Annotated in this window: 24 protein-coding genes; 13 read left to right on the top strand and 11 right to left on the bottom strand. The window is 51.1% G+C overall.

Features of this window, described 5'->3' with window-relative positions; genetic code table 11:
• Positions 1-404: 404 nt before the first annotated feature.
• Entirely contained in the window at positions 405-1,403 is a 999-nt protein-coding gene (locus QZ377_RS11120; RefSeq protein WP_291441212.1) for a tyrosine-type recombinase/integrase, read from the top strand.
• Positions 1,404-1,412: 9 nt separating this feature from the next.
• Complete coding sequence (locus QZ377_RS11115) at positions 1,413-2,246, top strand: class I SAM-dependent methyltransferase (RefSeq protein ID WP_291441211.1); 834 nt, start codon at positions 1,413-1,415, stop codon at positions 2,244-2,246.
• Here the strand turns inward: QZ377_RS11115 and QZ377_RS11110 are convergent.
• Positions 2,241-2,786 (bottom strand): hypothetical protein, encoded by a 546-nt coding sequence (locus QZ377_RS11110; RefSeq protein WP_291441210.1) that lies wholly within the window; start codon positions 2,784-2,786, stop codon positions 2,241-2,243. The genes QZ377_RS11115 and QZ377_RS11110 overlap by 6 nt on opposite strands.
• Before the next feature lie 577 nt (positions 2,787-3,363).
• Here QZ377_RS11110 and QZ377_RS11105 point away from each other — a divergent pair.
• Together QZ377_RS11105 and QZ377_RS11100 are read left to right on the top strand one after the other, a co-directional pair.
• Positions 3,364-3,648: a type II toxin-antitoxin system Phd/YefM family antitoxin gene (locus QZ377_RS11105; protein ID WP_291441209.1), complete on the top strand. Its 285-nt coding sequence runs from the start codon at positions 3,364-3,366 to the stop codon at positions 3,646-3,648.
• A gap of 26 nt (positions 3,649-3,674) precedes the next feature.
• Positions 3,675-3,995, top strand: coding sequence for a type II toxin-antitoxin system RelE/ParE family toxin (locus QZ377_RS11100; RefSeq protein WP_291441208.1), 321 nt, complete (start codon positions 3,675-3,677; stop codon positions 3,993-3,995).
• Positions 3,996-4,148: 153 nt separating this feature from the next.
• On the opposite strand, the gene QZ377_RS11095 is transcribed toward QZ377_RS11100, so the two are convergent.
• Positions 4,149-4,481 carry a helix-turn-helix transcriptional regulator gene (locus QZ377_RS11095; protein ID WP_291441207.1) on the bottom strand — a complete coding sequence of 111 codons (333 nt, stop codon included), beginning with the start codon at positions 4,479-4,481 and terminating at the stop codon, positions 4,149-4,151.
• 534 nt (positions 4,482-5,015) lie between these two features.
• Between QZ377_RS11095 and QZ377_RS11090 the strand changes: the two genes are divergently transcribed.
• From QZ377_RS11090 to QZ377_RS11075, 4 genes are all read left to right on the top strand, one after another.
• Positions 5,016-6,218 carry a hypothetical protein gene (locus tag QZ377_RS11090; RefSeq protein ID WP_291441206.1) on the top strand — a complete coding sequence of 401 codons (1,203 nt, stop codon included), beginning with the start codon at positions 5,016-5,018 and terminating at the stop codon, positions 6,216-6,218.
• On the top strand, positions 6,215-8,050 hold the full coding sequence (locus QZ377_RS11085) for a carbamoyltransferase (RefSeq protein ID WP_291441205.1): 1,836 nt from the start codon (positions 6,215-6,217) through the stop codon (positions 8,048-8,050). The genes QZ377_RS11090 and QZ377_RS11085 overlap by 4 nt, the downstream gene beginning before the upstream one ends.
• Positions 8,043-8,648 (top strand): DUF5989 family protein, encoded by a 606-nt coding sequence (locus QZ377_RS11080; protein WP_291441204.1) that lies wholly within the window; start codon positions 8,043-8,045, stop codon positions 8,646-8,648. The genes QZ377_RS11085 and QZ377_RS11080 overlap by 8 nt, the downstream gene beginning before the upstream one ends.
• 111 nt (positions 8,649-8,759) lie before the next feature.
• The gene (locus tag QZ377_RS11075) at positions 8,760-9,491 is read left to right on the top strand and encodes a class I SAM-dependent methyltransferase (protein WP_291441203.1); all 732 of its coding nucleotides are present in this window, start codon (positions 8,760-8,762) and stop codon (positions 9,489-9,491) included.
• On the opposite strand, the gene QZ377_RS11070 is transcribed toward QZ377_RS11075, so the two are convergent.
• The 9 genes from QZ377_RS11070 to QZ377_RS11030 form a co-directional block, all read right to left on the bottom strand.
• Positions 9,439-9,873 (bottom strand): hypothetical protein, encoded by a 435-nt coding sequence (locus QZ377_RS11070; protein WP_291441202.1) that lies wholly within the window; start codon positions 9,871-9,873, stop codon positions 9,439-9,441. The genes QZ377_RS11075 and QZ377_RS11070 overlap by 53 nt on opposite strands.
• Before the next feature lie 29 nt (positions 9,874-9,902).
• Complete coding sequence (locus tag QZ377_RS11065) at positions 9,903-10,679, bottom strand: SprT family zinc-dependent metalloprotease (RefSeq protein ID WP_291441201.1); 777 nt, start codon at positions 10,677-10,679, stop codon at positions 9,903-9,905.
• Positions 10,680-10,759: 80 nt separating this feature from the next.
• Positions 10,760-14,089 carry an HsdR family type I site-specific deoxyribonuclease gene (locus QZ377_RS11060; RefSeq protein WP_291441200.1) on the bottom strand — a complete coding sequence of 1,110 codons (3,330 nt, stop codon included), beginning with the start codon at positions 14,087-14,089 and terminating at the stop codon, positions 10,760-10,762.
• Between the two features lie 9 nt (positions 14,090-14,098).
• On the bottom strand, positions 14,099-15,382 hold the full coding sequence (locus QZ377_RS11055; RefSeq protein WP_291441199.1) for a restriction endonuclease subunit S: 1,284 nt from the start codon (positions 15,380-15,382) through the stop codon (positions 14,099-14,101).
• Positions 15,366-16,193: a Fic family protein gene (locus QZ377_RS11050; RefSeq protein ID WP_291441198.1), complete on the bottom strand. Its 828-nt coding sequence runs from the start codon at positions 16,191-16,193 to the stop codon at positions 15,366-15,368. Before QZ377_RS11050 ends, QZ377_RS11055 begins: the two co-directional genes overlap by 17 nt.
• Positions 16,183-17,691, bottom strand: a complete 1,509-nt coding sequence (locus tag QZ377_RS11045; RefSeq protein ID WP_291441197.1) for a type I restriction-modification system subunit M — start codon at positions 17,689-17,691, stop codon at positions 16,183-16,185. The genes QZ377_RS11050 and QZ377_RS11045 overlap by 11 nt, the downstream gene beginning before the upstream one ends.
• On the bottom strand, positions 17,688-18,287 hold the full coding sequence (locus QZ377_RS11040; RefSeq protein WP_291441196.1) for a restriction endonuclease subunit S: 600 nt from the start codon (positions 18,285-18,287) through the stop codon (positions 17,688-17,690). Before QZ377_RS11040 ends, QZ377_RS11045 begins: the two co-directional genes overlap by 4 nt.
• Before the next feature lie 73 nt (positions 18,288-18,360).
• Positions 18,361-19,392 (bottom strand): DUF4917 family protein, encoded by a 1,032-nt coding sequence (locus QZ377_RS11035; protein ID WP_291441195.1) that lies wholly within the window; start codon positions 19,390-19,392, stop codon positions 18,361-18,363.
• A gap of 186 nt (positions 19,393-19,578) precedes the next feature.
• Positions 19,579-19,920, bottom strand: coding sequence for a DUF2188 domain-containing protein (locus QZ377_RS11030; RefSeq protein ID WP_291441194.1), 342 nt, complete (start codon positions 19,918-19,920; stop codon positions 19,579-19,581).
• A 569-nt stretch (positions 19,921-20,489) separates the two neighbouring features.
• On the opposite strand from QZ377_RS11030, the gene QZ377_RS11025 reads away from it, so the two are divergent.
• From QZ377_RS11025 to QZ377_RS11005, 5 genes are all read left to right on the top strand, one after another.
• On the top strand, positions 20,490-21,191 hold the full coding sequence (locus QZ377_RS11025; protein WP_291441193.1) for an ERF family protein: 702 nt from the start codon (positions 20,490-20,492) through the stop codon (positions 21,189-21,191).
• A 68-nt stretch (positions 21,192-21,259) separates the two neighbouring features.
• Positions 21,260-22,423, top strand: a complete 1,164-nt coding sequence (locus tag QZ377_RS11020; protein WP_291441192.1) for a hypothetical protein — start codon at positions 21,260-21,262, stop codon at positions 22,421-22,423.
• Positions 22,424-22,551: 128 nt separating this feature from the next.
• Positions 22,552-22,797 (top strand): type II toxin-antitoxin system prevent-host-death family antitoxin, encoded by a 246-nt coding sequence (locus QZ377_RS11015; RefSeq protein ID WP_072311511.1) that lies wholly within the window; start codon positions 22,552-22,554, stop codon positions 22,795-22,797.
• Positions 22,787-23,083 carry a type II toxin-antitoxin system RelE/ParE family toxin gene (locus tag QZ377_RS11010; protein ID WP_291441191.1) on the top strand — a complete coding sequence of 99 codons (297 nt, stop codon included), beginning with the start codon at positions 22,787-22,789 and terminating at the stop codon, positions 23,081-23,083. Before QZ377_RS11015 ends, QZ377_RS11010 begins: the two co-directional genes overlap by 11 nt.
• A 149-nt stretch (positions 23,084-23,232) precedes the next feature.
• The coding region (locus tag QZ377_RS11005) for an AAA family ATPase (RefSeq protein ID WP_291441190.1) at positions 23,233-23,551 on the top strand (319 nt) is incomplete at its 3' end.

Genomic DNA, 23,551 nt, shown 5'->3' with positions numbered 1-23,551 from the left:
GGTGCCAAGGTCGGCTATACTATTGCATCAGCTATGTTCTACCTCCGCAAGAAACTAAAGCTACTGTAGTCTGATAGGAGAAAGACGATGCGTGTTTTCGAGAGCAGAGATGCCATGCGTCCATCTTCCGAAAACCAACTTCGCTACGCCCATAGCCTGGCTGCTTGGCAGGGATTGGATATGGAGGTTCCCTGCACACCGGTGTTCAAAAAGGAATTTGTCGAGCTGCCGCACATGAGGCCAGTCAGATCATTGGGAGGTTCACGTAATGGCGGGTACATTTTCTAAGGCGGTATACAGAAAGGTTATGCAGGATTTAGCGCGTTGCTGTAAGAATTTTGAATTTATTTTGCAGGAATCAAGGATAAAGCCATACACGGACAGTGGAGGTCGATCTTAATAGTGTGACTTCTAAAGAAAAATTTGACACCCTCTTGATCTTTATCAAAGAAACAAGGGGAAGAACAATGAACTTGTCTGAGGCTATCACTACCTTTCTTCGTCACTGTCATCTCGAAAGGGGTCTTTCCCAGTTGACTTTAACCGCTTACCAGCTTGACCTAAACCAATTCCAAAAAAGACAACAACACGACTCCATTGTCACAATTAATAAGCATGCGATCAGAAAACATCTTGTTTGGCTTGATGAAAAATATAAACCACGCAGTATTAAACGAAAAATAGCTTCCTTGAAATCATTTTTTACCTTCCTGGAACAGGAAGAATATATTGAAACATCACCATTCAGAAAGCTTCGACTTCGCTTAGAACGCGCAAAAAGCCTTCCCAGAATTTTGTCAACATTATCTGTAACCAAACTTTTACAGAGTGCTTATTCTTGTAGGGATGCCGCCTCTATCTTCTCTACGGCATATAAGGAGGCAACACGGGATATTGCCGTACTGGAGATTCTGTTTTCGACCGGCATCAGGGTCTCAGAACTTTGTCGACTCCGAACGATTGATGTGAACCTGACCAGTCGCCATATTCTCGTGTTGGGAAAAGGCAAACGTGAACGCGTCATCCCATTATGTGATCAGGAAACAGTGCAAGCTTTGGCAGAATACAGAAATCAATACACGGAATTTCTGAAGGCTGAGTCGGTATTCTTCCGCAATCGGGATAAACACCCCTTGTCCACTCAATCAGTGCGGCAACTCATCAAAAAATATCAGAAACAAGCTAATATACCGGAAGACGCCACACCGCATATGTTCCGGCATACGATTGCCACGCTTTTACTGGAAAATGGGGTAGATATTCGCAATATCCAAACTTTGCTCGGGCACAGTTCCTTGGCAGTGACAGAAATTTATACGCACGTGAGTCTGTCGGCCCAGAGGATTGCCTTGGGCAAGAAACATCCAAGAAGCGGATTGAAAATGGAGGGAACCCAGCGATAACTAAAAATTATGAGACAATCTACTCTTTCATCTGAAATTTTGCACCGTTACGATACTCCTGAATGGCTTAATTTACACTTTGAGGCTAAATATGAGCATAGAATGCGGTCTGCATCAATGTATGACATTCGACTTGGTGAAAAAATCGCAGACATTGGATGTGGGTCAGGAGCTTGGATAGACTTTTTTTTAAAAAAGCTTGGTGGGAACGGATATATTTTAGGAATTGATCCAAGTCATGCGAATATAGCTGTAGCAAAAAACAGAGACTCACTTGCCCACGCTTCTAATGTGCATATTACCCAAGGTGATTTGGATATGTTTTGCAGGTGTCCAGAAAGGTACGATGCCATTCATTTTGGGAACTCAATAGGGTATATGAGAAATAGGGGGGGGATTTTTTCGAGGCTCATAAAGAAGCTTAGAGTTGGTGGACGAATAATTTTGCGCCAACACGACGAAGCAACATTTTTATTAGCCCCAGTCAGGCAAGCATTACTGGAGAAATTCAGATTTCTGCTAGCCAATTCCCAAGAAAATCCAATCCAGCAGCTTCCTTTTGATTTATATGCTGGACGTAATATCCAATTTGATTTGCTGGCTTCTGGGCGATACAGGGTTGAAATGCGGTTGCTCCCTTTTGAAGCCAAGGCTCCTTTCACACCAAAGATTCAAAAATATATACTTGAAACATGTAAGTGGATTGCTGAAATGACATGCTCATCTTCCACTGTCCAAGAGCAGCAAGAATGGGAGCGCAGTGTTATCTCTAAAATACAAAAAAATACCCAATTTTACTTTTCAGAAATAGAATATTTATATCATGCTTATTTGCGTTCATGATGAAATGCGCCATAGATTTGCAAATTGGTATGAAAACATTTGAATTATGTTACTATCCCGCGAAAGCAAAACGCACGGTTCCGCGCCTGGAGAAAGATAGTCCCAATTAAAAAGAGCTTCTTTTGTTCCATCTCGATAGCCCAAAATGAGAAATGTTATCTGAGGTGCACTGATAGGTATCATTCGTGTCTGAAAAGACCCTTTTATATTTTTTGTTGATATATGTTCACGAGTAATATGAAATTTTTTGCTAGCATATTTGTCGCCAATATCTCTCCATATTAATCCTTTTTCAACGTTTTCAGCAATGAGTAAAAGATATTTTTTGTATTCATCTGACCTATATAAATAATCATCTGTTGTAGAAAATTCTTCGCCAAGGTTAAGTGATACAGATTCAACAGAAAGTAAAAAACTCATTCTATTATTCACATACAATATCGCATCCCTTGGAGTTCGAAATGTAACCACACTATGGGCATTTTTGATCATACTTACAATTGATTCACTAAGTTCCTTGTTTTCAACAAATTGCAGCATAGCCGAGACCCTGTCCGACAGCATTAGAATGACTATCGAAAAAAAGAAGGCTGGCAACTCTGGATTTTGACTATATTTTGAAAGGCCTAGAGGATCCGCCTTTAGCGTTACGATAAACGAGATGACGGAGCAGGCTAGGCCAATCAGATAAACTGCAATAGCTCCTTTCCTTATTGTTCTCATAATTTTTAGTTATCGCTGGGTTGAGGTAAAAGATACTGCGGAGCCTTAGAAATTGCTGTTCATTCAGTTAAAACAATTGAAATAAGTTACCTAGGTTACAAGCAATACACGATGAGAGTGACTCCAAAGCTGCACTCTATATAAATGATTAAGATCCTACAAACGATGAAAATCAATTGCAAGGGGGCTCTAGGCTATCAGCTAGGGCAGTATATAAATGCACGTCTTACGTAGAGCCAAAATTTAGATGTATCTGCCTTGGACGTATCCCTCTATCACATAAAGGTATTTTCTTCTCCAACCGTGCGAGTGCGGTCATCTATGCCCAGCTTCTCAGGAACAGCTTGACCGAAAAAACTGAATTCGGTATTTTTTCGGTTAAAGGAGAATGTCTATGCAACTCAGCACCGCAATACGCCCTATCAGCGAGGTCAAGGCGCAGGCGGCGGAAATCATCCGCACCTTCAGCGAAGAAGCTGCCCCGCCCGTGATCATCACCCAAAATGGCGAAGCCAAGGCCGTGTTGATGGGCATTCATGAGTATGAACGCATGCAGGAAACGCTGGCCATGCTCAAAGCCCTGAGCCTTTCCGGAAAAAGCCTGGAGGCGGGCAAAGGACGCTCGGCGCGTGAAGTTTTCTCTGACCTGCGGCGGCATGAAGGTCGCAAGGCCGAATAATGGTACTCCCTACGGGCAAGCGGCCCTTGGAAGTCCTGCTCGCCCCGGAGGCCGAGCAGGACTTGCGGGACATCTATACATACATGGCCGATCATGCCGGACAGGAGCAGGCCCACACCATCCTCGGCAGGCTGGAAGCCGCCATATTCTCGCTGGAAACCTTGCCCCAGCGCGGCAACATCCCCCCAGAACTTGAAGTGGTCGGCATTACTCGCTACCGCGAGCTTCATGAACACCCGTGGCGCATCATATATGAGCCGCTGGAAGCGGCAGTGCATGTCCACTGGATATTCGACTCCCGCCGGGACGTGGCCGGACAGCTTACGCAGAAGATGCTGCGGCGCTGACGGCGCAGTCTTTCGATACTTTTAGCAGAAACTGCAGGCCCTGTCTGGAAACCCCAGACAGGGCCTTTCCTTTTGATATGGGCCGCTATGCGATCATGGGGGCTGCGGAAATCAGCTTTTTCTCCTGCCTTTTGCTCACCGCCTGTGCCGAAGCTACTTCAGGCGAAGTAGCGCAATAAGCCCGGACAAATGTCTTACCACAAATTCCTGCTTCTCCATTGGCAAGTCTCGTAACATTTCCTCAATGTGTTGCGCATGCCGTGGTTCCGCTCCTTCCATTGACCGGAAAAGATCAGGGACGGAACACTGAAGGCTTTCAGCCAGGCATGGCAGCCGATCCATCTTCGGAGCCATTTTGCCCTGTTCAATGCGCGACAGGGCCTGATGTCCGACTCCCAGCATTTCTGCCAGCTGCTCCTGAGTTAGCCCCAGCGTTCTGCGCTTGGTACGTATAGTTTTGCCAAGTTGTTGGGTTAAGGTTTCCATTGGCTTACTCATAGCGAAAAACTCCAGTTTTCCGCATGCTCTTGCTATTTTTAATAGAAAATAAGGGCGTAAAAATAGAATAAACTTGACCTAAAAATTGCAAAAAGATAAATGCTGCTGAAGCGACGCACGAAGCCGGTGCGCTCTTCAGGGAGATTGTGGCCCCATCTGGGTTCAAAAATTAAGGAATTTGGTGCTCGGATTTCCGTTCCAGATTGTTACGGCAAGCGCCAAAGGACAGTTTTTAGTCTGCGTTGTTCTAAAAATTGCGAAGAAAAACCTCAGTAAAGGTTGCTCATGCAAAAAAAGATTCGACTATTTTTCCCAAAGCCTGCTTTGCGTTTTTTTGTGGTGCTGCTTGCCGTTCTTTTGGCAACAGCTTTTTGTGTCGAGCAGTACATTCAACGTCAAACCAGTACAACGCTGTTGAATACTTCCTGGAAGCAGGAAGACACGAGGATCAAGCAGAATAATCTTCAAAAGCTTGGTAATCTTGATGAGAGCTTTCCCCTTATGGCTATGCCAGGGGGCCATATGCCTCTACAGAGCGGTAAAAAACATCGCATTGCTGTCATCGCGGATTCTTTTTCCTGGGGCGACGGGCTTGCCAACATCAACGATGTCTGGTGGCGGCAGATAGAACGGGAACTGGAGCGACGAGGCTATACTGACGTTGAGGTCGTCGCACTGGGGTGGAATGGTGCGCAAACTAAGGAAGAACTGGGCTGGATCCGTGACCCGCGATTTGCTGATCTCAAGGCGGAAGCCATTGTTATGGGTTATGTGGTGAATGACCCGGATATGGGGCTGTTGCCACAGAACTACAAAGTTTATCGCATGTTTTTCGCAGACGACGTTTTTCGCTGGTGGCTGCCTGAACTGGTGGAGCAGTTTCAAGCCTGGTACATGCGCAAAAAACAGGACAGGCAGGCAAAAGCCAAACTGGCCTACGGTCCGGAAGAATGGCTGAAGCTTCTTCTTGAGGGAGAAAATTTCGCCTTATGGACCCAAACCGTGGGCAAGCTGGCGGAAACCCTTCAGGGTCTGCCTGTCCCCTCTGTTGTCGTCAGCCTGCCTGTGGTTCCTGACAAGGAGTACTACGAACCACTCTACAGAAAACCCATGCATGTTTTTGAAGACAGCGGCGTTCCTCTTCTGAATATTCTTGATGAGTACGTGCAGGATAAAGGGGAGCAGGCAGGTACTTCGCCGCTGCTCTGGACGGCAAATCCCGCTAACGGGCATCCCGGCCCCGGTGCGACACTCTACTATGCCCAGAAAGTAGTGGATTGGCTTGAAGCCAATGCTCCACAAGCCTTGGGTGATAAAAAACCATCCTTTTCTTATATGCCCCGCTTCAACGACTGGTATCCCTGGAGCGCACAGCCGAGTCTTGCTGATGGCAAAAAGCTGCATCTGCGCTTGCCTCAGTTTCGTGAAATGGGAGTACTGCCCGTGGGCAAGCCCCATGTTCTGCTGTCCTTTGAACGGGCGGTCCCCCTGAAAAGCATACAGATCACGTCTCCGGACGCTATGGCGGATGAAGTGCTTGTTTCGGTTGTCGGCAAAGACGGCCTGGATGACCGCAGTCTCCATCGTTGCAAACGTATCGGTGATATCCTCGCTGTGCCCCCTCTGCCGGAAGGCAGTCTTGTGAATACCATCCGTATCGTACCGGCCACTGATAACCGCACAATGACAGCCATACTTGATTTTTCCCAAGGAGTTGCCCCATGAGCACAGTGCTGGGCATTTCAGCGTACTACCACGATGCTGCCGCAGCCCTGTTGCGTGACGGACAGATCATAGCCGCAGCTCAGGAAGAACGCTTTACACGCATTAAGGGAGACGCAGCCTTTCCTCATAATGCCGTCGGTTATTGCCTCAAAGAGGGCGGGCTTGATGTTGGTGAAGTAGACTATGTCGTTTTTTATGAGAATACGCTGGAAAAATTTGACCGTCTTCTGCAAAGCCATCTTTATGCTGCGCCATGCGGATTGTCGTCTTTTTTGAAGGCCATGCCAAAATGGCTGTCGCGAAATTTGTGGCTGGAAAAAGAGATTTGCCGGGAATTGGGCCTGTCTCGCCGCATTCAGTTTTGTGAGCATCACCTGTCCCATGCGGCCAGCGCCTTTTTCCCTTCTCCCTACAATGAAGCTGCCATTGTGACGCTCGACGGCGTTGGCGAATGGGCCACGTCCACCATAGGCATGGGGCAAGGGAATATGATTGAACTTTTGGAAGAGCAGCGCTTTCCCAATTCTTTGGGCTTGCTGTATTCCGCGTTCACGTATTTCACAGGTTTTAAAATCAATAGCGGTGAATATAAGCTGATGGGTTTGGCCCCTTATGGCAAGCCTGTTTATAAAGAACGTATTTTGCGCGACCTCATCCATTTGGATGAGGCTGGCGCGGTGACGTTAAATCAGAAATACTTCAACTTCATCGGCGGATTGACGATGACCAATGCCGCCTTTGACGACCTGTTCGGCGGGCCGCCCCGAAAGCCTGAAAGCCAGATAACCCAGCGGGAGATGGATATCGCAGCCAGCATTCAGGCTGTGACGGAAGAGGCCGTAGTTGCTGTGGCGCAGCATGCCAGAGAAAAGACCGGGATGCGCCACCTGGTCATGGCTGGGGGCGTAGCGCTCAATGTCGTGGCATGCGGGCTTCTCGCCCGGAAAGGCATATTCGATAAAATCTGGATACAGCCCGCATCTGGTGATGCCGGGGGAGCCTTGGGGGCTGCGCTCTGGCATTGGCACATGGTGCAGAACAAGCCCCGTAGCGCAAACCCGGATGACAGTATGCGCGGGTCTTTCCTTGGGCCTGCGATTACGCCGGAAAATCATGAAGATGATGAAATACTGCGGCGGCTTGGTGCCGTATGGGAAGGTCTGGACGATGCGGCCCTGGCCTCGCGTATTGCGGAGCTGCTAGCAGAAGGGCTTATTGTGGGAGTGGCCCGAGGACGAATGGAGTGGGGGCCGCGCGCCCTCGGGGCACGCTCGATCCTTGGTGATGCCCGTAGCGCGCGTATGCAGGCGCATATGAATCTGAAGATAAAATTCAGAGAGAGCTTCCGCCCCTTTGCTCCTATGGTTCTTGATGAATACAGGGATGAATGGTTCGAAACCACGCAGGAAAGCCCGTACATGCTTATGGTTTCGCCCGTGAAAGAGGATAAGCGGATTGCTCTGACGGAAGAAGAGCAAAAACTCTGGGGAATAGACCTGCTCAATGTGCCCCGTTCATTGATTCCTGCTGTAACTCATGTGGATTACTCCGCTCGTTTGCAGACAATCGATGCAGGGCGCAATCCTTTCATACACCGTGTGCTTTCGAGCTTTATGGAGCGCACAGGGTGCCCAGTCATTATTAATACCTCCTTCAACGTGCGGGGTGAACCCATAGTCTGCACCTGCGAAGATGCCTACCGTTGCTTCATGGCCACGGAGATAGACGCTCTGGTTGTGGGCAATCGGCTGATGCTCAGAGAAAAACAGCCACATAGCGCTATGAGTCCTGAAGAGCGGGCTCAATGGCTCGGGAGGTTCAGCCTTGACTAAGAAATATTCATACCTGGACGTGTATTCGCAACGCCAACTGCTGGAAGAGGTACGACATAGTGCCGCCTTCGGGCAGATACTCGGAACTGCTTTCGGTCTGTATGGCTGGTTCGGCTACTTTATCGGTACAGGGCATTCTGACGGCTTTTATCTCGCCTTTTGCTTTGCCGGAGAGTCCTTACTGCTTATAGGTCTGGCTTATCCCTTATGGCTTTCAAAAGTTGCCGGTGCCTTCAGAAACATAACGGGCAAGGTCGGACACTTCATTTTTCAGGCATTACTTGCTGTTATCTATGCGGCTCTGCTGACGCCGCTCGGCGCACTGGTGCGGGCAAAAAACAGCTTCCCGGCCGCCCAGTGGGATAATTGCCCGGCTTCAAGCGGGCGCAGCTGGCAACCAAAAACGACACATACGCTTGTGCAGAACAACTCGTCCAAGGCAAGCATGTGGTCCATATTCTACACGGCATTACGCCATTTTGCCATGCACGGGCAATGGTTTTTGATCCCTCTTGTAGTATTGCTGCTGTCCCTTGGCATAGTTCTCTTTTTTGCGCAGACATCAGCAATTGCGCCATTTATATACACTCTTTTTTAATGAGCAGCGGTGAACGATTAGTTCACGACACGATGCTGTAGCTGCTCTCAGACAAGAGCGCCATACCCTTACGGCATGAATCCGGACTCAGGTCTGCTACGAGGATTTGTAATGGGTGTACCAATTTTTTCCTACTTGGGAGATCGCCTGCCCCTCGGAAACGCTTTGAAAGGCGTTTCACCGGACAGGCTTGACGAACTGATGCGCCAAACAGGGGCACCAGACTGGCATAAGTATGCCATCAGCAACCGCAAATGGAGGCGGCATGCCTGTACCGCCTGCCGCTGGCTGAATGATGTACTGCCCAAAGATGCCGCGATTTTTGAACCTGGCTGTGGCAGTGCGGCAAATTTGCTCTGGTTGGGGCAGCAAGGTTTCAGGCGGCTTTACGGTTCTGATCTTTCCGACAATGCGTTGGAGCTTGGGCTGAACTTGGCTTCAATGCTCTCTATACCGCTGGATGTATGGCACGATGACTGTCTGGATCCAATTCGTTTACCCAAGGATCTGGATGGAATCTTATCTGTCAACTGGCTTTATCATATCCCCGGTGCTTCGCTGGGGAAATTTCTGGCGCGGTACCGCCATGCGCTAAAAATCGGAGGCTATCTCGCGTGCGATATGGTTACCCGGCATTATGATCAGGCCCCCGACAATAAATGGCACACCAAGGATTGTGCATTACCGGAAGAAGACCGCAGACCTTCAGAGTATACCTTGCGCCTGGATGAGGCAGAGGTTCACTGCTTGTCCTGCAGAAACGGCTTTGCAGTTATCAGATCCACATGTTTTACACTTTGTCGGCCTCAGCGTGCCGTGTATCTGCTGCGGCGTGTGGAGTAGTTCTAACTGGCCAGGCGATATTCAGCCAACGCACATCCCGGTAATGGCGAAAGTCTTCCGCTGCGCGTGGATCAAAAGTGTAGGCCGAGGTGATTTCTCCCACGGCAATGGCAGCTTTACGTTTCAGGGGCAGGACAACCCAGTCACCAACCTGCATGCCGTGGACAAAGGCATTAATCTGGCTTGCGCCGTTGATGAGTTTACGCACCAGTTCGTCAGGATTCTGGACGATCATGGCCGTTTTGATCTGCTCAAAATCAGCAAGTTCCGTGATGTTCCGGTCGGGGAATGCGCCGCCCCAGCGTAAATATACGCGGTTGTCGTGCAAAAAATTATCTTCAAACTCGCCGTTGCTTCCGGCCCGCACAAGGTAAAGTGACATAATGATCCCCCGATCCACTGAATATCTGCTCACTCATTGAGCAGTATTTCCGCCATATTGTCCAGTTTGTCTTTTACACATTGCCAGTCAGGCAACAGAGATTCCAGCAAAGCATAAAAGGCTTTGCCGTGATTATGCTCCCGCAAGTGGCAGATTTCGTGCAACAGCACATAGTCAACACAACGAGCAGGAGCTTTGATAAGATGCGGGTTCAGCAGCAGGACGCCCGCAGGGGAGCAGCTCCCCCATTGTTTTTGCATGGCTTGCAGGCGAAAGGCAGGGATGCTGTCAAGCCATGCAATATTCTGCTGCAGCGCGGCAAGGCGTTTTTGAAAATACGCAGCGGCATGCTCCCTATACCAGTCGCGCAGCAGGATTTTAACGCGCTGACGTCTGGCGGCCTGCATGGCCTTGCCCTCGCCGGATGTCAAGAGTGCCGACATTCGATGTACGCTGTCATTCTCATGAATTCTCAAGAGTTGCGGTTTCCGGATGCTAACTGTTAAATACGCGCCGGAGAGTTTCACACCGATTTTCGCGGGCTGTTTCCCTTGAGCGGACTTATATAACAAGGCAGCCGCATCCAGAACAACGACCTTCAGCATGTAACGCCGCCCCAGATAAAAATGGCTCTCCCCGCTTACATAGTCTCGTGGCAGCACATGTTGCCTTCGCGTTTCTATTTCTCGCAGATGCCCCACAATCCACTGGGCGCGGGCGCGCACGGCTTCGCGTACCGCATGGCTGTTCGCCTCTTCCGGTGCTTCTACCTCGACCAGTCCATCAGGATGCACATGAATGCGCACACGGGCATGCCTGCCCGGATGACGCCGGATGACATAGTGAATACTGTCCGCACCATAATGGACAGTTTGCATGGCTTCGCTCACGCTTCTTTACCACCATGCGTGAATACCCGGCTCCCATAGCGGGTGGATTTGATGATGCCGTCAATGACTTTTTGGGCCTGCTCAAGGCCGAGCCAGGAATACAGGCGCGGTAGAAGTCCCTTGGTAATCTCCGCTTCAATGTCTTGAGGGTTAAGCGAATTTTCTGCGATAGCCAGTGAAACGATACGCTCTGCGGCCAAGGACTCTTCCACAAGTTTGTCCTGCAGCTCCGGGGCTTGCGTGCTTTCAGCCATGCGAAAAATACCGAAAAATGCGCGTGCCCGTTCCTTTTCACGCAATGCTTCGGGGATGTCCGCCATACGGCGTTGACGCACCCGTTCTTCAAATTCTTGAAACAAGGCAAACTGCTTGTATGGGTGGTTGAACATCTCCTCGGCCTTGGCAATGGCCTCTTTCAGCAACTGCGAAAAGTATTTTTGCGCATAGGGGTCAAAGGCCAATCCCTGATCAATGCTTTTGCGCACCCGACTCTTGATGATGTCCGTCTCGTTGCGCAATTTTTCCTTGCTCCATGTGGAGGGGTCTTGCACCTTGCCCAGTTCATCCACAAGGTAATGATCTTCCGCAATAGTGATGCCTTCCCCCATCACATGTTTGTCCACCAGCTTGCGGATTTGTTCTTCATATATGCTGTAATCCACAGTCTCCTGGGCATCGCGGCGGGCGATCTTGCGCAGCTCGATAAAAAAGGCCAGGTCTTTTTTATACATGGCGACGGTTTTTTCATCAAAAGCGCCGTCTTCATAAAAGGAACGGGAAGCCAGCGCCACCTTCAGGCAAAGGCCAAAGACTGTCAGTGCCTGATAAAGATCTTCGCGAACCTTCTGGCGGGTATCGTAGAGATCGCCATCTTCGCCGGGATCGGTGGCATAATGGGGGGTGAGCACCTGCCGGAACTGCTGAATGTCCTTTTTATTGCCCACATCGTTAAAAATGGCCCACAAGGCATCATGCAAGGCCGGAAGGCGCTTATATTCCGTGTTCACCTGATGGTAGAGCCCCTCAATGTCTTTAACATCGTAGCCTTCCAGCGTGCGTTCTTCCAAACGTTGATACCCGGCAACTGCCGTATCCAGCTTGGCGAGAATGCCCCTGTAGTCGATGAGAAGCCCGTATTCCTTGGCAGGGTGCAGCCGGTTCACACGAGCGATGGCCTGAATGATACTGTGCCCTTCCAGCGGTTTATCGATATACAGAACGGCATTGCGCGGCTCGTCAAAGCCAGTGAGCAGCTTGTCCACCACAATGAGGATGTCGGGCGCGCCATCGGTGGCAAAGTCGTCAATGACGCCGCGTTCATAATCCTGCGGAGGCGTTTTACCCACGTTTTTTTTGTACCATTGGTGCACCAACGGCAGGGCTTCGTCGTCCTCATCCACGTCTTTATTGCCTTCGCGGGTGTCCGGCGGCGAGATGACCACGGCAGACGTAACCCAGCCGGTTTCGTCCAGATGCTGCTTGTAGCGGATGGCCGAAATTTTGCTGTCCGTGGCCAGTTGCCCCTTGAGTTCCGGGCCGAGGTCACGAACATAATCTTTGAAATGTTTGGCAATGTCCCAGGCAATCAGTTCAATGCGGTTGTCGGAACCGTATACGGTGTCCTTGTTGTCGAACTTACGCTTGATGTCTGCTTTCTGTTGGTCGCTGAGGCCGTCGGTGATGCGTTCAAACCAGGCGTCAATGGCTTTTTGGTTGATGTCCAGTTCCGGCTTGCGCTCTTCATACAAAAGTGGACGCACCGCTTCATCCTGCACCGCCCTTTGCATTGTATAGGCATGGATGATAGGGCCGAATTTGCTGACGGTTTTTTCCTTTTTCAGCAGCGGCGTGCCGGTAAAGGCAATGTAGGCCGCATTGGGCAGGGCCGCGCGCATGCGCTCGTGTGTTCCACCCTGTTGGCTGCGGTGCCCTTCGTCCACCAGCACGATGATGTCTTCACTGGGGTTATGGCATTCCTTGAGCTTGGCTGCGGAATTGAATTTTTGCACCAGGGTGAAAATAATGCGCTCGACGCCCTTGCCGATGCGCAAGGCAAGATCGCGCCCGGATCTGGCCTTGGATCTTTCTGCACTCTTGCTGGCAATGGCTCCGCCATAGGCCCCGGCATCCTGAAAAGTTCCCGCCAGTTGCTTTTCCAGATCAACGCGGTCGGTGACCACAATGACACGACATTGCGCCAAGGCAGGATGCAGCAGCAAAGCCTTGCACAAAAAGACCATGGTCAGGGATTTGCCGGAACCCGTGGTGTGCCAGATAACCCCGCCCTGACGCCCGCCGCCTTCGCGGGGGGGCTTATGTTGCTGAATGCGTTCCAGCATGCGCCGCACGCCGAACATCTGAGGGTAGCGGGCAACAATTTTGCCCTTTTTTCTGTCAAAGAGCGTGAAATAACGGATGATCTCCAGCAGACGCCCCTTGCTGAGCAGACTGACCAGCAAGGTGTCCTGCTCCGTGGCTTGCATGGGCTGCGACCAGAGTGAATGGAAAAAAGTCCGCATGGCGTGCCCGTCTTCGCGCCAGTCAAAGAGCTTGTGCTGTTCTTCCCGCGTGGGGATGCGGTTTTTCAGGCTTTCCACCTCAGCAGGGGGGATTTCCTCTTCGTGCCAGCGTTGCCAAAAGGTGTCTATGGTTTTGGTGGTGCCGTATTTACCGTCCGTGCCGCTGATTGCCAGCAAAAGCTGGGAATAGACGAAAAGCAGGGGGATTTCGTCGTGCTTCTGGTTGCGGATGTTCTGGCTTACCCCTTCGTCCACCATATTTTTGTTGGGGTTGCCGGATTCCGGCTTCTTGGCTTCAATGACCACCAGGGGCAGGCCGTTGACAAAGGCCACCATATCGGGCCGCCGGGTGTGCAGGCCATCGGCGCACAGCACCTCCATTTCTTCCGTCACCACAAAGCGGTTGTGCGCGGTGGCGGCGGCGTCCAGCTCGTTCCAGTCCAACAGGGGGACGGTGGCACTTATTTTTTGGCCGTCCACAAATTCCGTGACCGTCACCCCCAGACAGAATTTGTCGTAAATACGTTCATTGGCGGAGAGCAAACCTTCCTGCATAGGTGGCGTGCACACCTCACGCACAATCTGGTCCACGGCATTGGGGGAGAGGGGGTAGTCCTTGCCCTTGTAGGAAAAACGCCGTGTTTGCAAAAAGGCCACAAGTTCGTCCCGCAGGATCACTTCGCGGTTGTTGCCGCGTTTTTTCAGACACTCCGCCGGGGGGATGTATTGCCAGCCAAGGGCCATGAGCATTTGCAAGGCCGGGATCTTGGCGATGTATTCTTCGGTCATGTTGGGGACGGTGAACATTATTCCCCCTTATGCGGGTGTTGCACTCGCGTCGCCCGATGTATCTGGCGTGTCGGGCGTGACGCGGATTTTTCCGGTGAGCAATTGCTGCATGAGGGCCTTTTTCTGCCTTTGCAGATGGGCAAGTTTGGCCTCGTATTGAGCTATGATCGCATCGGCGGCGGTGAGGATTTTGGCAATGGCTTTTTGCTCGTCGAGGGGGGGGAGAAGTATGTTCAGTGCACAAAGGGCGTCAAAGTTGACGGAATCCCTGACCGACCCTTGGGTGCTGAGAGCAATACGCTGTGACGCAATGTCAGATCTCATCCACGCCATAAAATAATCAGTTGCCAGCGCAGCAACATTTTTTATTGAAAAGACAGTGTAGAGAGGGCTGACAACCGCCTTAGGGTAGGCGTCCAGACGTGCAAATGACCCCACGTTGATTCGTGAGGGATTATACGCGAATTGTCCATTTTCGACAATTTTGTAATTGGAAATATCCTTACTGGCGACACGCTTTGAAAATTGTTCTTCTTGAATGACAAAGCCGCTATGGTTTGTGACACTCAAAATAAGCGAGATATGAGATTTTTTGTTTCGCTTTGACTCTTCGCGCAGCAGTGATTTTAAATATGCAGGAGTCCATTTGCCATTGTGGCCTGGCAAGCGCCGCCGTCCCGTAAGAAGCTGCTGCATTAATGCTTTTTTTTGCTGCTTGCTGCTTTCAAGCAGCTTTTGGGTACAGGTTATGGCGGCATCCCAAGTGGAGAGGATGCGGGCTATTTTTTGTTGTTCTTTTTGGGAAGGAAAATTGAATTCCCACTTAAGCCAACGGTCAAGTTTGAAGACCATTTTTTCCACATGTACGCCAATGCTCGAATGAAAACACGTTTCTTGAAAGAATTTTGTTTCAGATAAGTATCGCAAGAATGTTAAATCAAGGTCTTTCTTGCTTCCAAGGATAGCATATTCATTGGAAACAATGGCTCCGTGCAATTCTTCCGGCACAAGCGCGCATGCCCCGTGCACAATCTGACGTTTTGAAATCAGAAAGTCGCCGGAGTGCACTTCAAATTGAGATTTGACTTTAATCTCCTTGCCTTGCAACGAATCTCGCTTCACTGCACCGCCGCGATTTCTCTTGACGGTGACGAGATTATATGTGCATTCGTCCCGCATTTTGACGGGACGCTTGATTTCGTGAAGGCGTTTACCAAGAGATTCCCGCACCCAGCCTTCAGGCAGTGGGCCAAGTACGGGTATTCCGGGTTGGACACTATCAGGGTATGTGGCATTACGCTTGCGCGCCATTGCTGTCCCCTTCGCTTTCTGCATGCACCCCTAGCACAAACCAGTACGGCGCAAAGCTCTTTTCCACCAAACCGCACACCTGCTCTACAAAAGGCGCATAGTCCCCCTTTACCGCCACGGCATCCAGATTGGCGTAATAAGCGCTACGCTCTTCAACGGGCACGATGACCACGGGGAATCCTGCCCGCATGAGTTCCAGATTCATGAGCAGCCGGGCCGTTCTGCCGTTGCCGTCCACAAAAGGATGGATGTTCACGAAATCGGCGTGCACACGGGCGGCACGTTCCACAGGGTGCAGGTTCGCCGCCGCCCCTGCGCACCATGCGCAAAAGCCTTCCATGCATTCGCGCACGTGCAAAAAGTCCGGCGGGGTAAATCCCGCACCGCTGATGAGTACGTTCTGCTGCCGGTAACGCCCGGCATTGGCCGAGTCCACGGATTTGAGCACGATCTGGTGCAAGTCTTTTATCTCAGCTTCCGTCAGCGCGCCGGATTGCCCGGCCAGCTCCACCACATAGTCGATGGCTTCCCTGTGATTGATGGCTTCCAGATGCTCGCGCATGCTTTTGCCGCCAATGGTCACCCCGTCTTCCAAAACAACTTTGGTTTCGGAAATGGTCAGGGTGTTTCCTTCAATGGCATTGGAGTGATACGTGTATCGTACCACCATGTCAGCGTGCAGGTTTTTTACCACCTCCGGAGCCAGGGGACGGTGGGCGTCGAGTCTGGCCTTGAGGGCATCCAGCCGTGTGTAGGTGTCGGCAAGTTGTGGTAGGGGGCCGCCGTACCCCGGCGTCAGACTACTGAACATAGCCCAGCTCCTTGAGGTATTTTTCCATTTCCCCTTCCAGCCTTTCCAGTTCTTTTTTCAGGCCCGCACGTTCCGCCAGCAGGGCGTGCATGTCTATCTCCGGCTCTTCCTCAAAAGTGTCCACATAGCGGGGGATGTTCAGGTTGTAGTCGTTGGCCCTGATCTCTTCCACAGTGGCAAGGTAGGCGTATTTTTCCACACTTTGCCGTGCGCGGAAGGTTTCCACGATTTTTTGTATGTCCTGCGGGCGCAGGGCGTTTTGGTTTTTGCCGTCCGCATAGTCACGGGAAGCATCAATAAAGAGCACCTTGTCATCAGCTTTACGCTTGCGAAAAACTAGAATGGCTGCGGGGATGCCCGTGCCGAAAAAGAGCTTTTCTGGCAGCCCTAGGACTGCATCAAGGAGATTTTCTTCAATAAGTTTGGCGCGGATCTTCCCTTCCGCCGCGCCACGAAAGAGCACCCCGTGCGGGGCCACCACAGCCATGCGGCCCACGGCGGGTTTCATGACTTCAATCATGTGCAGGATAAAGGCGTAATCGCCCTTGGTGCGCGGGGGCAAACCACGCCGAAAGCGTCCGAACTTGTCGTCAGCCGCACTGTCCTGTCCCCATTTATCCAACGAGAAGGGGGGATTTGCCACCACCACATCAAAGTGCTTGAGCTTGTCGTCGCCGTCCAGCAACAGGGGGTTGCGCAGTGTGTCACCCCATTCCACCTTGTGGTTGTCTTCTCCGTGCAGGAAAAGATTCATCTTTGCCAGTGACCAGGTGGAGCCTATGCTCTCCTGCCCGAACAAGGCATATTTGCGAGTACCTGCCTTGTCGCGTACCTTGTAGCCACATTTCATCAGCAGCGACGCGGAACCGCAGGCCGGATCGCAAATTTCGTCACCTTCCTGCGGGTCTACCAGTTCCGCAATGAGTTGCGAGACTTCCGGCGGGGTGTAGTATTCCCCAGCCTTTTTCCCGGCGTCGGAAGCGAACATCTTGATCAGATACTCATAGGCATTGCCGATGATGTCCAGCGAACCCACGCGGCTAGGGCGTAAGTTGAGGGCGGGTTTGTTGAAATCTTCCAGCAGCAGGCGCAGGAGATCGTTTTTTTGTGTTTCTTCACCCAGCTTGCCGGAATTGAAACTGATGTCCTGAAACACCCTGTCCAGTTTGGTGATGTTGGCTTCTTCAATGGCGTGCAAGGCCTTGTCGATGCGCTCGCCGTTGCCAGGTTCAAAGCGTTTCTCGTACAGGGAATAGAAGTCCGCTCCCATAGGCAGCACAAAGCGTTCTGTTTGCAGCATGGCTTGCACCATTTTTTTATCGCCGAATTCTTTTTTATAGGCATCATACTTGTCCTGCCACACGTCGCTCAGATATTTCAGGAACAGCATGGTCAGCACATAGTCTTTATATATCTCTGAGGAAATAGTGCCGCGAAAAGTGTCACAGGCACTCCATACAGCTTTGTTCACTTCGTCCTGGTTAATCATGGTGGTCATACAGACTCCTTATACAGAGCGGCAAGTTCCTTACCGGCAATGGCGGACAACAGATAGTGGCAATTGGCAATGCCGGATTGCAGCACCGCAATGTTTTTGTGGATGCTGTTCACGGCGTCCACAATAGCCTTTTGACGATCCAACGGCAGCACAGTTATGGGCATATCGGCAAAGTCGGCACGGCGCATGCTTTTTTGCGCGCTCCCGGCTTCTACATTGCTGTAATAGCGCTGTGCCTGACGTTGCCCTAGCTGCCACGATAGAAAAGCGGGCAGGATCAGCCGGGGTTGCGCCACGCGGATACGGAAAAAATGCAGCGCCGCCAGTGCAAAGTCCGGAGGATTGGCGAGCAAGGTTCCGTAATAATTTCCACCGCGCATGACAAACAGGATGTCGTCATTTTGGAGAAAATAGCTCCCCATGTTGGCTTCATGCTGAACCCGCACGGTGGATTCCCAGTTGACCCCCCCGGCGGAGCTTACGTCCCGCATCTGAATAACCCGGATTTTGCCGCCGGGGTCGTCGCTCAGGCCAACGCGGAAGGGATAACCGGTACTGATTTCGGCAACATCCCGCAAAGGAAGTATTTTTTTCATATATATGCCATTGTTGCGTGAAATTGTCATATCCAGGCATTGGCTCTGGTATCTCATGGTCATCAAGCGTTTGTCATCCCCATACTTTGGCGGTTTCGCTGTCATAAAAGTGTACTTCCAGAGGATGCCTGGCACTCCTGCGTGCGCTAGCTGCCGTTGCTGCTGCGATGGTTTGTTTGTTGCCGGGGCTTTCCGGCGAGCCGAACAAGCTGACGAACAGTTTCTTAATGCTTGTATTTTTTACAATAATATTGATGAGATGAGCGTCGTTTTGGGAAAGCGAGACGCCATAAAGAAAAAGGGGATGCTTGATGCTGCTGAGGCTGCGCAAGCCTTTGTTCAAATAGCCGTGGTGAACAATTTTATTCAACTTTTTCTGCGAAGACCCTTCTGCAACAAAAAGAGGAAACAAATTTTTCCCTATGGCTGCCCTTGCTTGGTCAATAAGGGCAAGGTCTGTTCTTATCCATGTATATTTTTGCAATTCATGCCCGCCGTCAAACAGGTGGAGCGCACCGTGAAGATAGTAAACATTTTGCTTATGCGCCGAGTCATCCCATACGACATATCCCGCAGCAGCATTGTCGGGATCTGTTCGGAATCCATCATTAAAGCTAATCATATTTTTGGTCATTCCGTGCATGAGTGTCCAATACAGGAGGATGTCGTAATTCAGGGTAAAGATTCTGCCATCACTCTGATCATTCCGAAAATTGTGTAAAAAATTGATACATGCTTCATACTGCTGATCTGTAATGTCACCAGGGCGTTCGGGGTGTTGCCCTGCGATGGTTTGAACAAGCACGTCTTTAATTTTTGCGGCACATTCGCGCATTCGTTCGCTGATGGGCTGGGCATCGTCCGTGAACGCACCAAGCACCAGTGCCGCACGTTCGAGGGCTTGCACGGCTTCTTCAAAGTCTTCGGAGCAAATGGCGCCAAAGGTTTGTTTGACTTCAGGGAAGCTTGAAAAATCAGCTTTTTCAAACAATGAACCATAACGAAAGATGTCGGGCCGAATTGCCACACTAAAACCATTTCCGAGCATGAGATGGCGCTTGTCCCCCGCATTTGCAAGGGATTCTTCAAAAGATAAAATATCCATACTGCCTCCGGCAGGGTATGGAGCTGCCTTGAACCTCGTCACAAAACCATGTATTCTTTAAAACCCGATCGAGGTTTTGCCTGAGTACCTGCAGCGGCTCCGTTGTGGGCAGGATCACCTCAGCAAGCGGCTGGATGTTGGCGCATCCGGCCGTTTGCTTTTTGAGGCGCTCAACCATGATGACGCCTAACCTTTGGGAGGAAACGGATCGTGTCCGTGGCTATCTGACTGCCTGATCCGACCGTCTTTGCCATGAATTTGCAGTTCCGTCCCCTGGTTACTACTGATCTGGCGGGCTATTTGAATAGCCTCCTGCTGGGTTGAAGTGACATGCGAAGGCTTGGAATTGCCATCGCGCTGAATCTTCCAGTCGCCATCGCCAGTGGGGAGAACTCGGTGAGTGTCTCTGGCCATATGGCCCTCCTTTTTTGCACCAATATCAGTGCTGCTTAAATTTCTATCCAAACCTTGTGCGCGCGTCAAGTGTTTTTGCAGTAATAGCAATGGTGCAATGCTTTCGCCGCCCATTTTCATCCTCCGGGGGGGGGGGCGAGTCGCGCGCATGCAGTGTGCCAAGCTTCATGCGCTTGGCTTCCCAGCTTGTGCAAGTTCGTCCACTGTGTTCCATCTCTTTCGCGCGCTGCGGCTTCTCTCCTTTTGTTTGTCACACTGACATTCCCCCTTACGGCCGGTTCAGGCTGCCAGACGCTTACGTGTGAAAAACCCTGCGGTAAGCTTTGTGTCTGACAAATGATTTTTTCCTGAGCCACAAAAGCAAGTACTCCTTCCGCCGCAAGCATTACTTTGACCGCGCCTATGAAAGGCCTCGGTTATTACTTTCGGACATCAGGGAGATGAAAGACTTTGTGAACCACTACGAAGCGCAATGGGTAGATTGTGCATAGCAGCCAGAGTAAAACTATATGGCTAAGTCAAAGCGTGGAGATTGAGATTAGCGGAGCCGCTATTCATCCAGTTTGGAGGATATATTATTGAATTAAGAAGACCGGAGTCCCGTTTCAAAATACCTTGAAAGCCCTGTTCAGCGTCAAGCTGAGCGGGGTCTTACTATTATCTTACCATTGAAGGAGTTGCCCATGAATGCCTATCAATCAGAAATTATCACCGAACTGGCTAAGGCACTGCTCAACGTCCAGCGAACCATGCAACCCATCGTTAAGGACGCTGAAAATCCCTTCACCAAAAGCTGGTACGCCAGTCTCAACAGCGTCATGGATGCCTGCCGTGATGCGCTCATCGAAAACGGCATCTGGCTGTGTCAGTACCCTGTGCCAGTGGAGCAGTCCAACTCCCTCGGCCTCGTTACCAAGCTGACCCACGCCGAATCGGGCCAATGGCAGAGCTCTCTTGCAGTGGTTCCTCTGCCCAAGGCTGACCCACAGGGTATGGGATCGGCCATGACCTACTGCAGACGATACGCTCTGACCGCCATGCTGGGCATGGTGACGGAAGATGATGACGGCGAAGAGGCAAGGACAGGTCGAAAATCGGCATATCGCCCGAAATTGCCCGTAAACAGTCCTGAAATGAAAAAAGCGCATTTGCCCGGCACCAATATCAAAAACAAGTCTCCAACCACCTCAAATCGCTCGTCAGCAGCACTTGAAAATCTTCCCCCGCTGGAGGGCATTACTTATCAACAGGTGACAGCTCAGGACGGGCGGCCTTGCATCATTGCCAGCGGCAACACGCAGGCCAAAAAGGAACTACTCACAGGCGCGGGCTTCCGCTGGAACCCCCAGAGAAAACTGTGGTGGAAATATGTTGATGCCGCATAGCAAAAATCAAAACACCGAGTAAGAGGGCTGCCTGAAGGCGGCCCTCTTACTTTTGTGGGGATAAAATCATGGAACACTCTGACCGCACGGAAGGTTTGCGGGCATTAATTCGTCAGGGGCTGCAAGCGGTTTCTCAGCAAAGTACCGCCGCTTATCTGGGCGACAGGTCCACCTATGTGGGCATGAGCGACATCGGCCAGCACTGGGAGTGCCCACGGGCAGCACTTGCTAGAAAGGTGCTGCCCACCACAAACAGCCTGGAGCGTCTGCTGACCTTGCAGCGCGGGCATTGGTTTGAATCCGGCGTTGGCCAGGCTCTGGCATCTCTGGGCCTGCATGTACTGCCCCAGCTTGAGATCAACTGGCAGCATCAGGGCGTACCCATCAAGGCACATCTGGATTTTGTGCTGGTCTGGGGTGCTCCCGTCAACGCCATACGAATTCTGGAAGTGAAAAGCACAGACAAGCTGCCTGCTTCGCCGCACGATTCCCACTTGCTGCAGCTACACGGGCAAATAGGTCTGCTGGCTCAAGCTTGGGACAAACCTGTCTTCAGCATTCGTGCTGAGGACGGCACGCTTCTGCATAACGAAATGACCTTCCCTCAGCTTTGCCATGCCCGGCTTGGACTTCAGTTGCCCAAGCAAGCTGAGGAACTGAGTATGGAAGCCTGGCTGCTCTGTCTTTCCATGAAGGATGTGACCACCTTTGGTCCCTACACTTTCAATCAGGCCATGCTGGATACGGCTCTTGACCATGCGGTCCAACTCTGGGGCGACCTCACGGCCAACCGTGCCGGGATCTTATCCCTTTCACAGGTAACCTGCGCCCAAGGTTTTTATCCGCTCTGTTCCTACTGCGAATACAATGGCGACTGCCCCAAGTTCCCGCAGGGCGTGGAGATGCCACAATGGGAGCCTGCTCTGGACAAGTTGGCCGTTCTTAAAAACCAGCGCACCACTTTGGATACTGAAATCAAGGAGATGGAAGCCGTACTCAAGCTGGTACATCGGCAGGCTGGTACTCGCGACTGGGTACAGGCTGGAAAGCACCGCTTCCGAACTGTAATCACATCCGGGCGGAGCACGCTTAACCGCGATGCCTTGCGTGAAGAACTGACCGATATCTTCCGCTTTGAGCGCCTGGGCGATATTGACGTGGATGCCTTGCTGGCCCGCTGCGAGCGCACGGGTACGCCTTCCGAACGGGTGTGCGTTTCCCCTGTCAACTGAACTCGGCGGATTCTGAAATAATCCGTTGGCACGAGTCTTATGCGGAGATTGTGTTTCAGGGGGCTTCTTGACGGATGTCAAATTAGATGTCATTAAAGATATTAAATTTGATTCAATTGGAGAGTTTCATGGATCCTATACACGCCAATATTACAGTGAGTGTCACGGAACTCAAACGCAACTTTGCAAATATTTTGGCTACTGCCAAGGATGCTCCGGTGGCAGTTTTGAACCACAACAAACCGGAAGCTTACCTTTTGTCCGCAAAGCATTACGAAGAAATCCTTGGAATCCTTGAAGACCTTGAAGACAAGAAGATCGTCGAAAGCCGCGAGCATGGCCCTTTTGTCACGGTGACGCTTGATGAGCTATAGTCTGCAGTTTCATGAGATTGCGCTGAAGGAGTGGAAAAAACTGGATGCCAGCATCCGCAAGCAGTTTAAAAAGAAACTGGCTGAACGTTTGGAACATCCACGGGTTCCTTCATCTGCTTTGTCTGGCATGCGCGATTGCTATAAAATAAAACTGCGCTCAATTGGATATCGGCTGGTGTACATGGTGGATGACGGCATCCTCTTTGTTACAGTCATTTCCATTGGCAAGCGTGAACGCCTTGAAGTATATCGGAAGGCTTTGCAACGTGTGAGCCCGGAAGAATAGCCGTAAGACAGGCCGCTACCATCCGCAGGGCTATTTGCACCCACTGAAGCCGTTCAATGTCTTCGGTCGATCAAGATTAACAAACATTACACCAAATTTAACAAAAAAGCGTGTCCGTGAGGGCGCGCTTTTTTGTTTTGGAGGACAAAATGAAAAATACCCTTACTTCCGAGCTCGATTCCCTCCAGCCTACAGACCTCGACGCCGGGCAGGTTTTCAGCGGCAAACCCTCCGGAACCACAATAAGAGGCTATGCCGCGCCTTCGGCCCATACCCCGGATTTTGACCCAGACTATATTTTCCACGAATCCAGCAGAGATATGGTGGTCTGGTTCGTAAGTCGTCCGCAAGGGGCACAGGAACCGCTCTATGTCTTCGGCCCCACAGGTTGTGGCAAAACAAGCTGCATCAAGCAACTGGCGGCCAGGCTCAATTATCCGGTCTTTGAGGTCACCGGCCATGGCCGCC

Source organism: Desulfovibrio sp. (genome assembly GCF_019424165.1).
In the GTDB taxonomy this organism is placed as follows: domain Bacteria; phylum Desulfobacterota; class Desulfovibrionia; order Desulfovibrionales; family Desulfovibrionaceae; genus Desulfovibrio.
The sequence above is the reverse complement of the archived record's forward strand: the minus strand, read 5'-3'. Positions and strand labels throughout refer to the sequence as shown.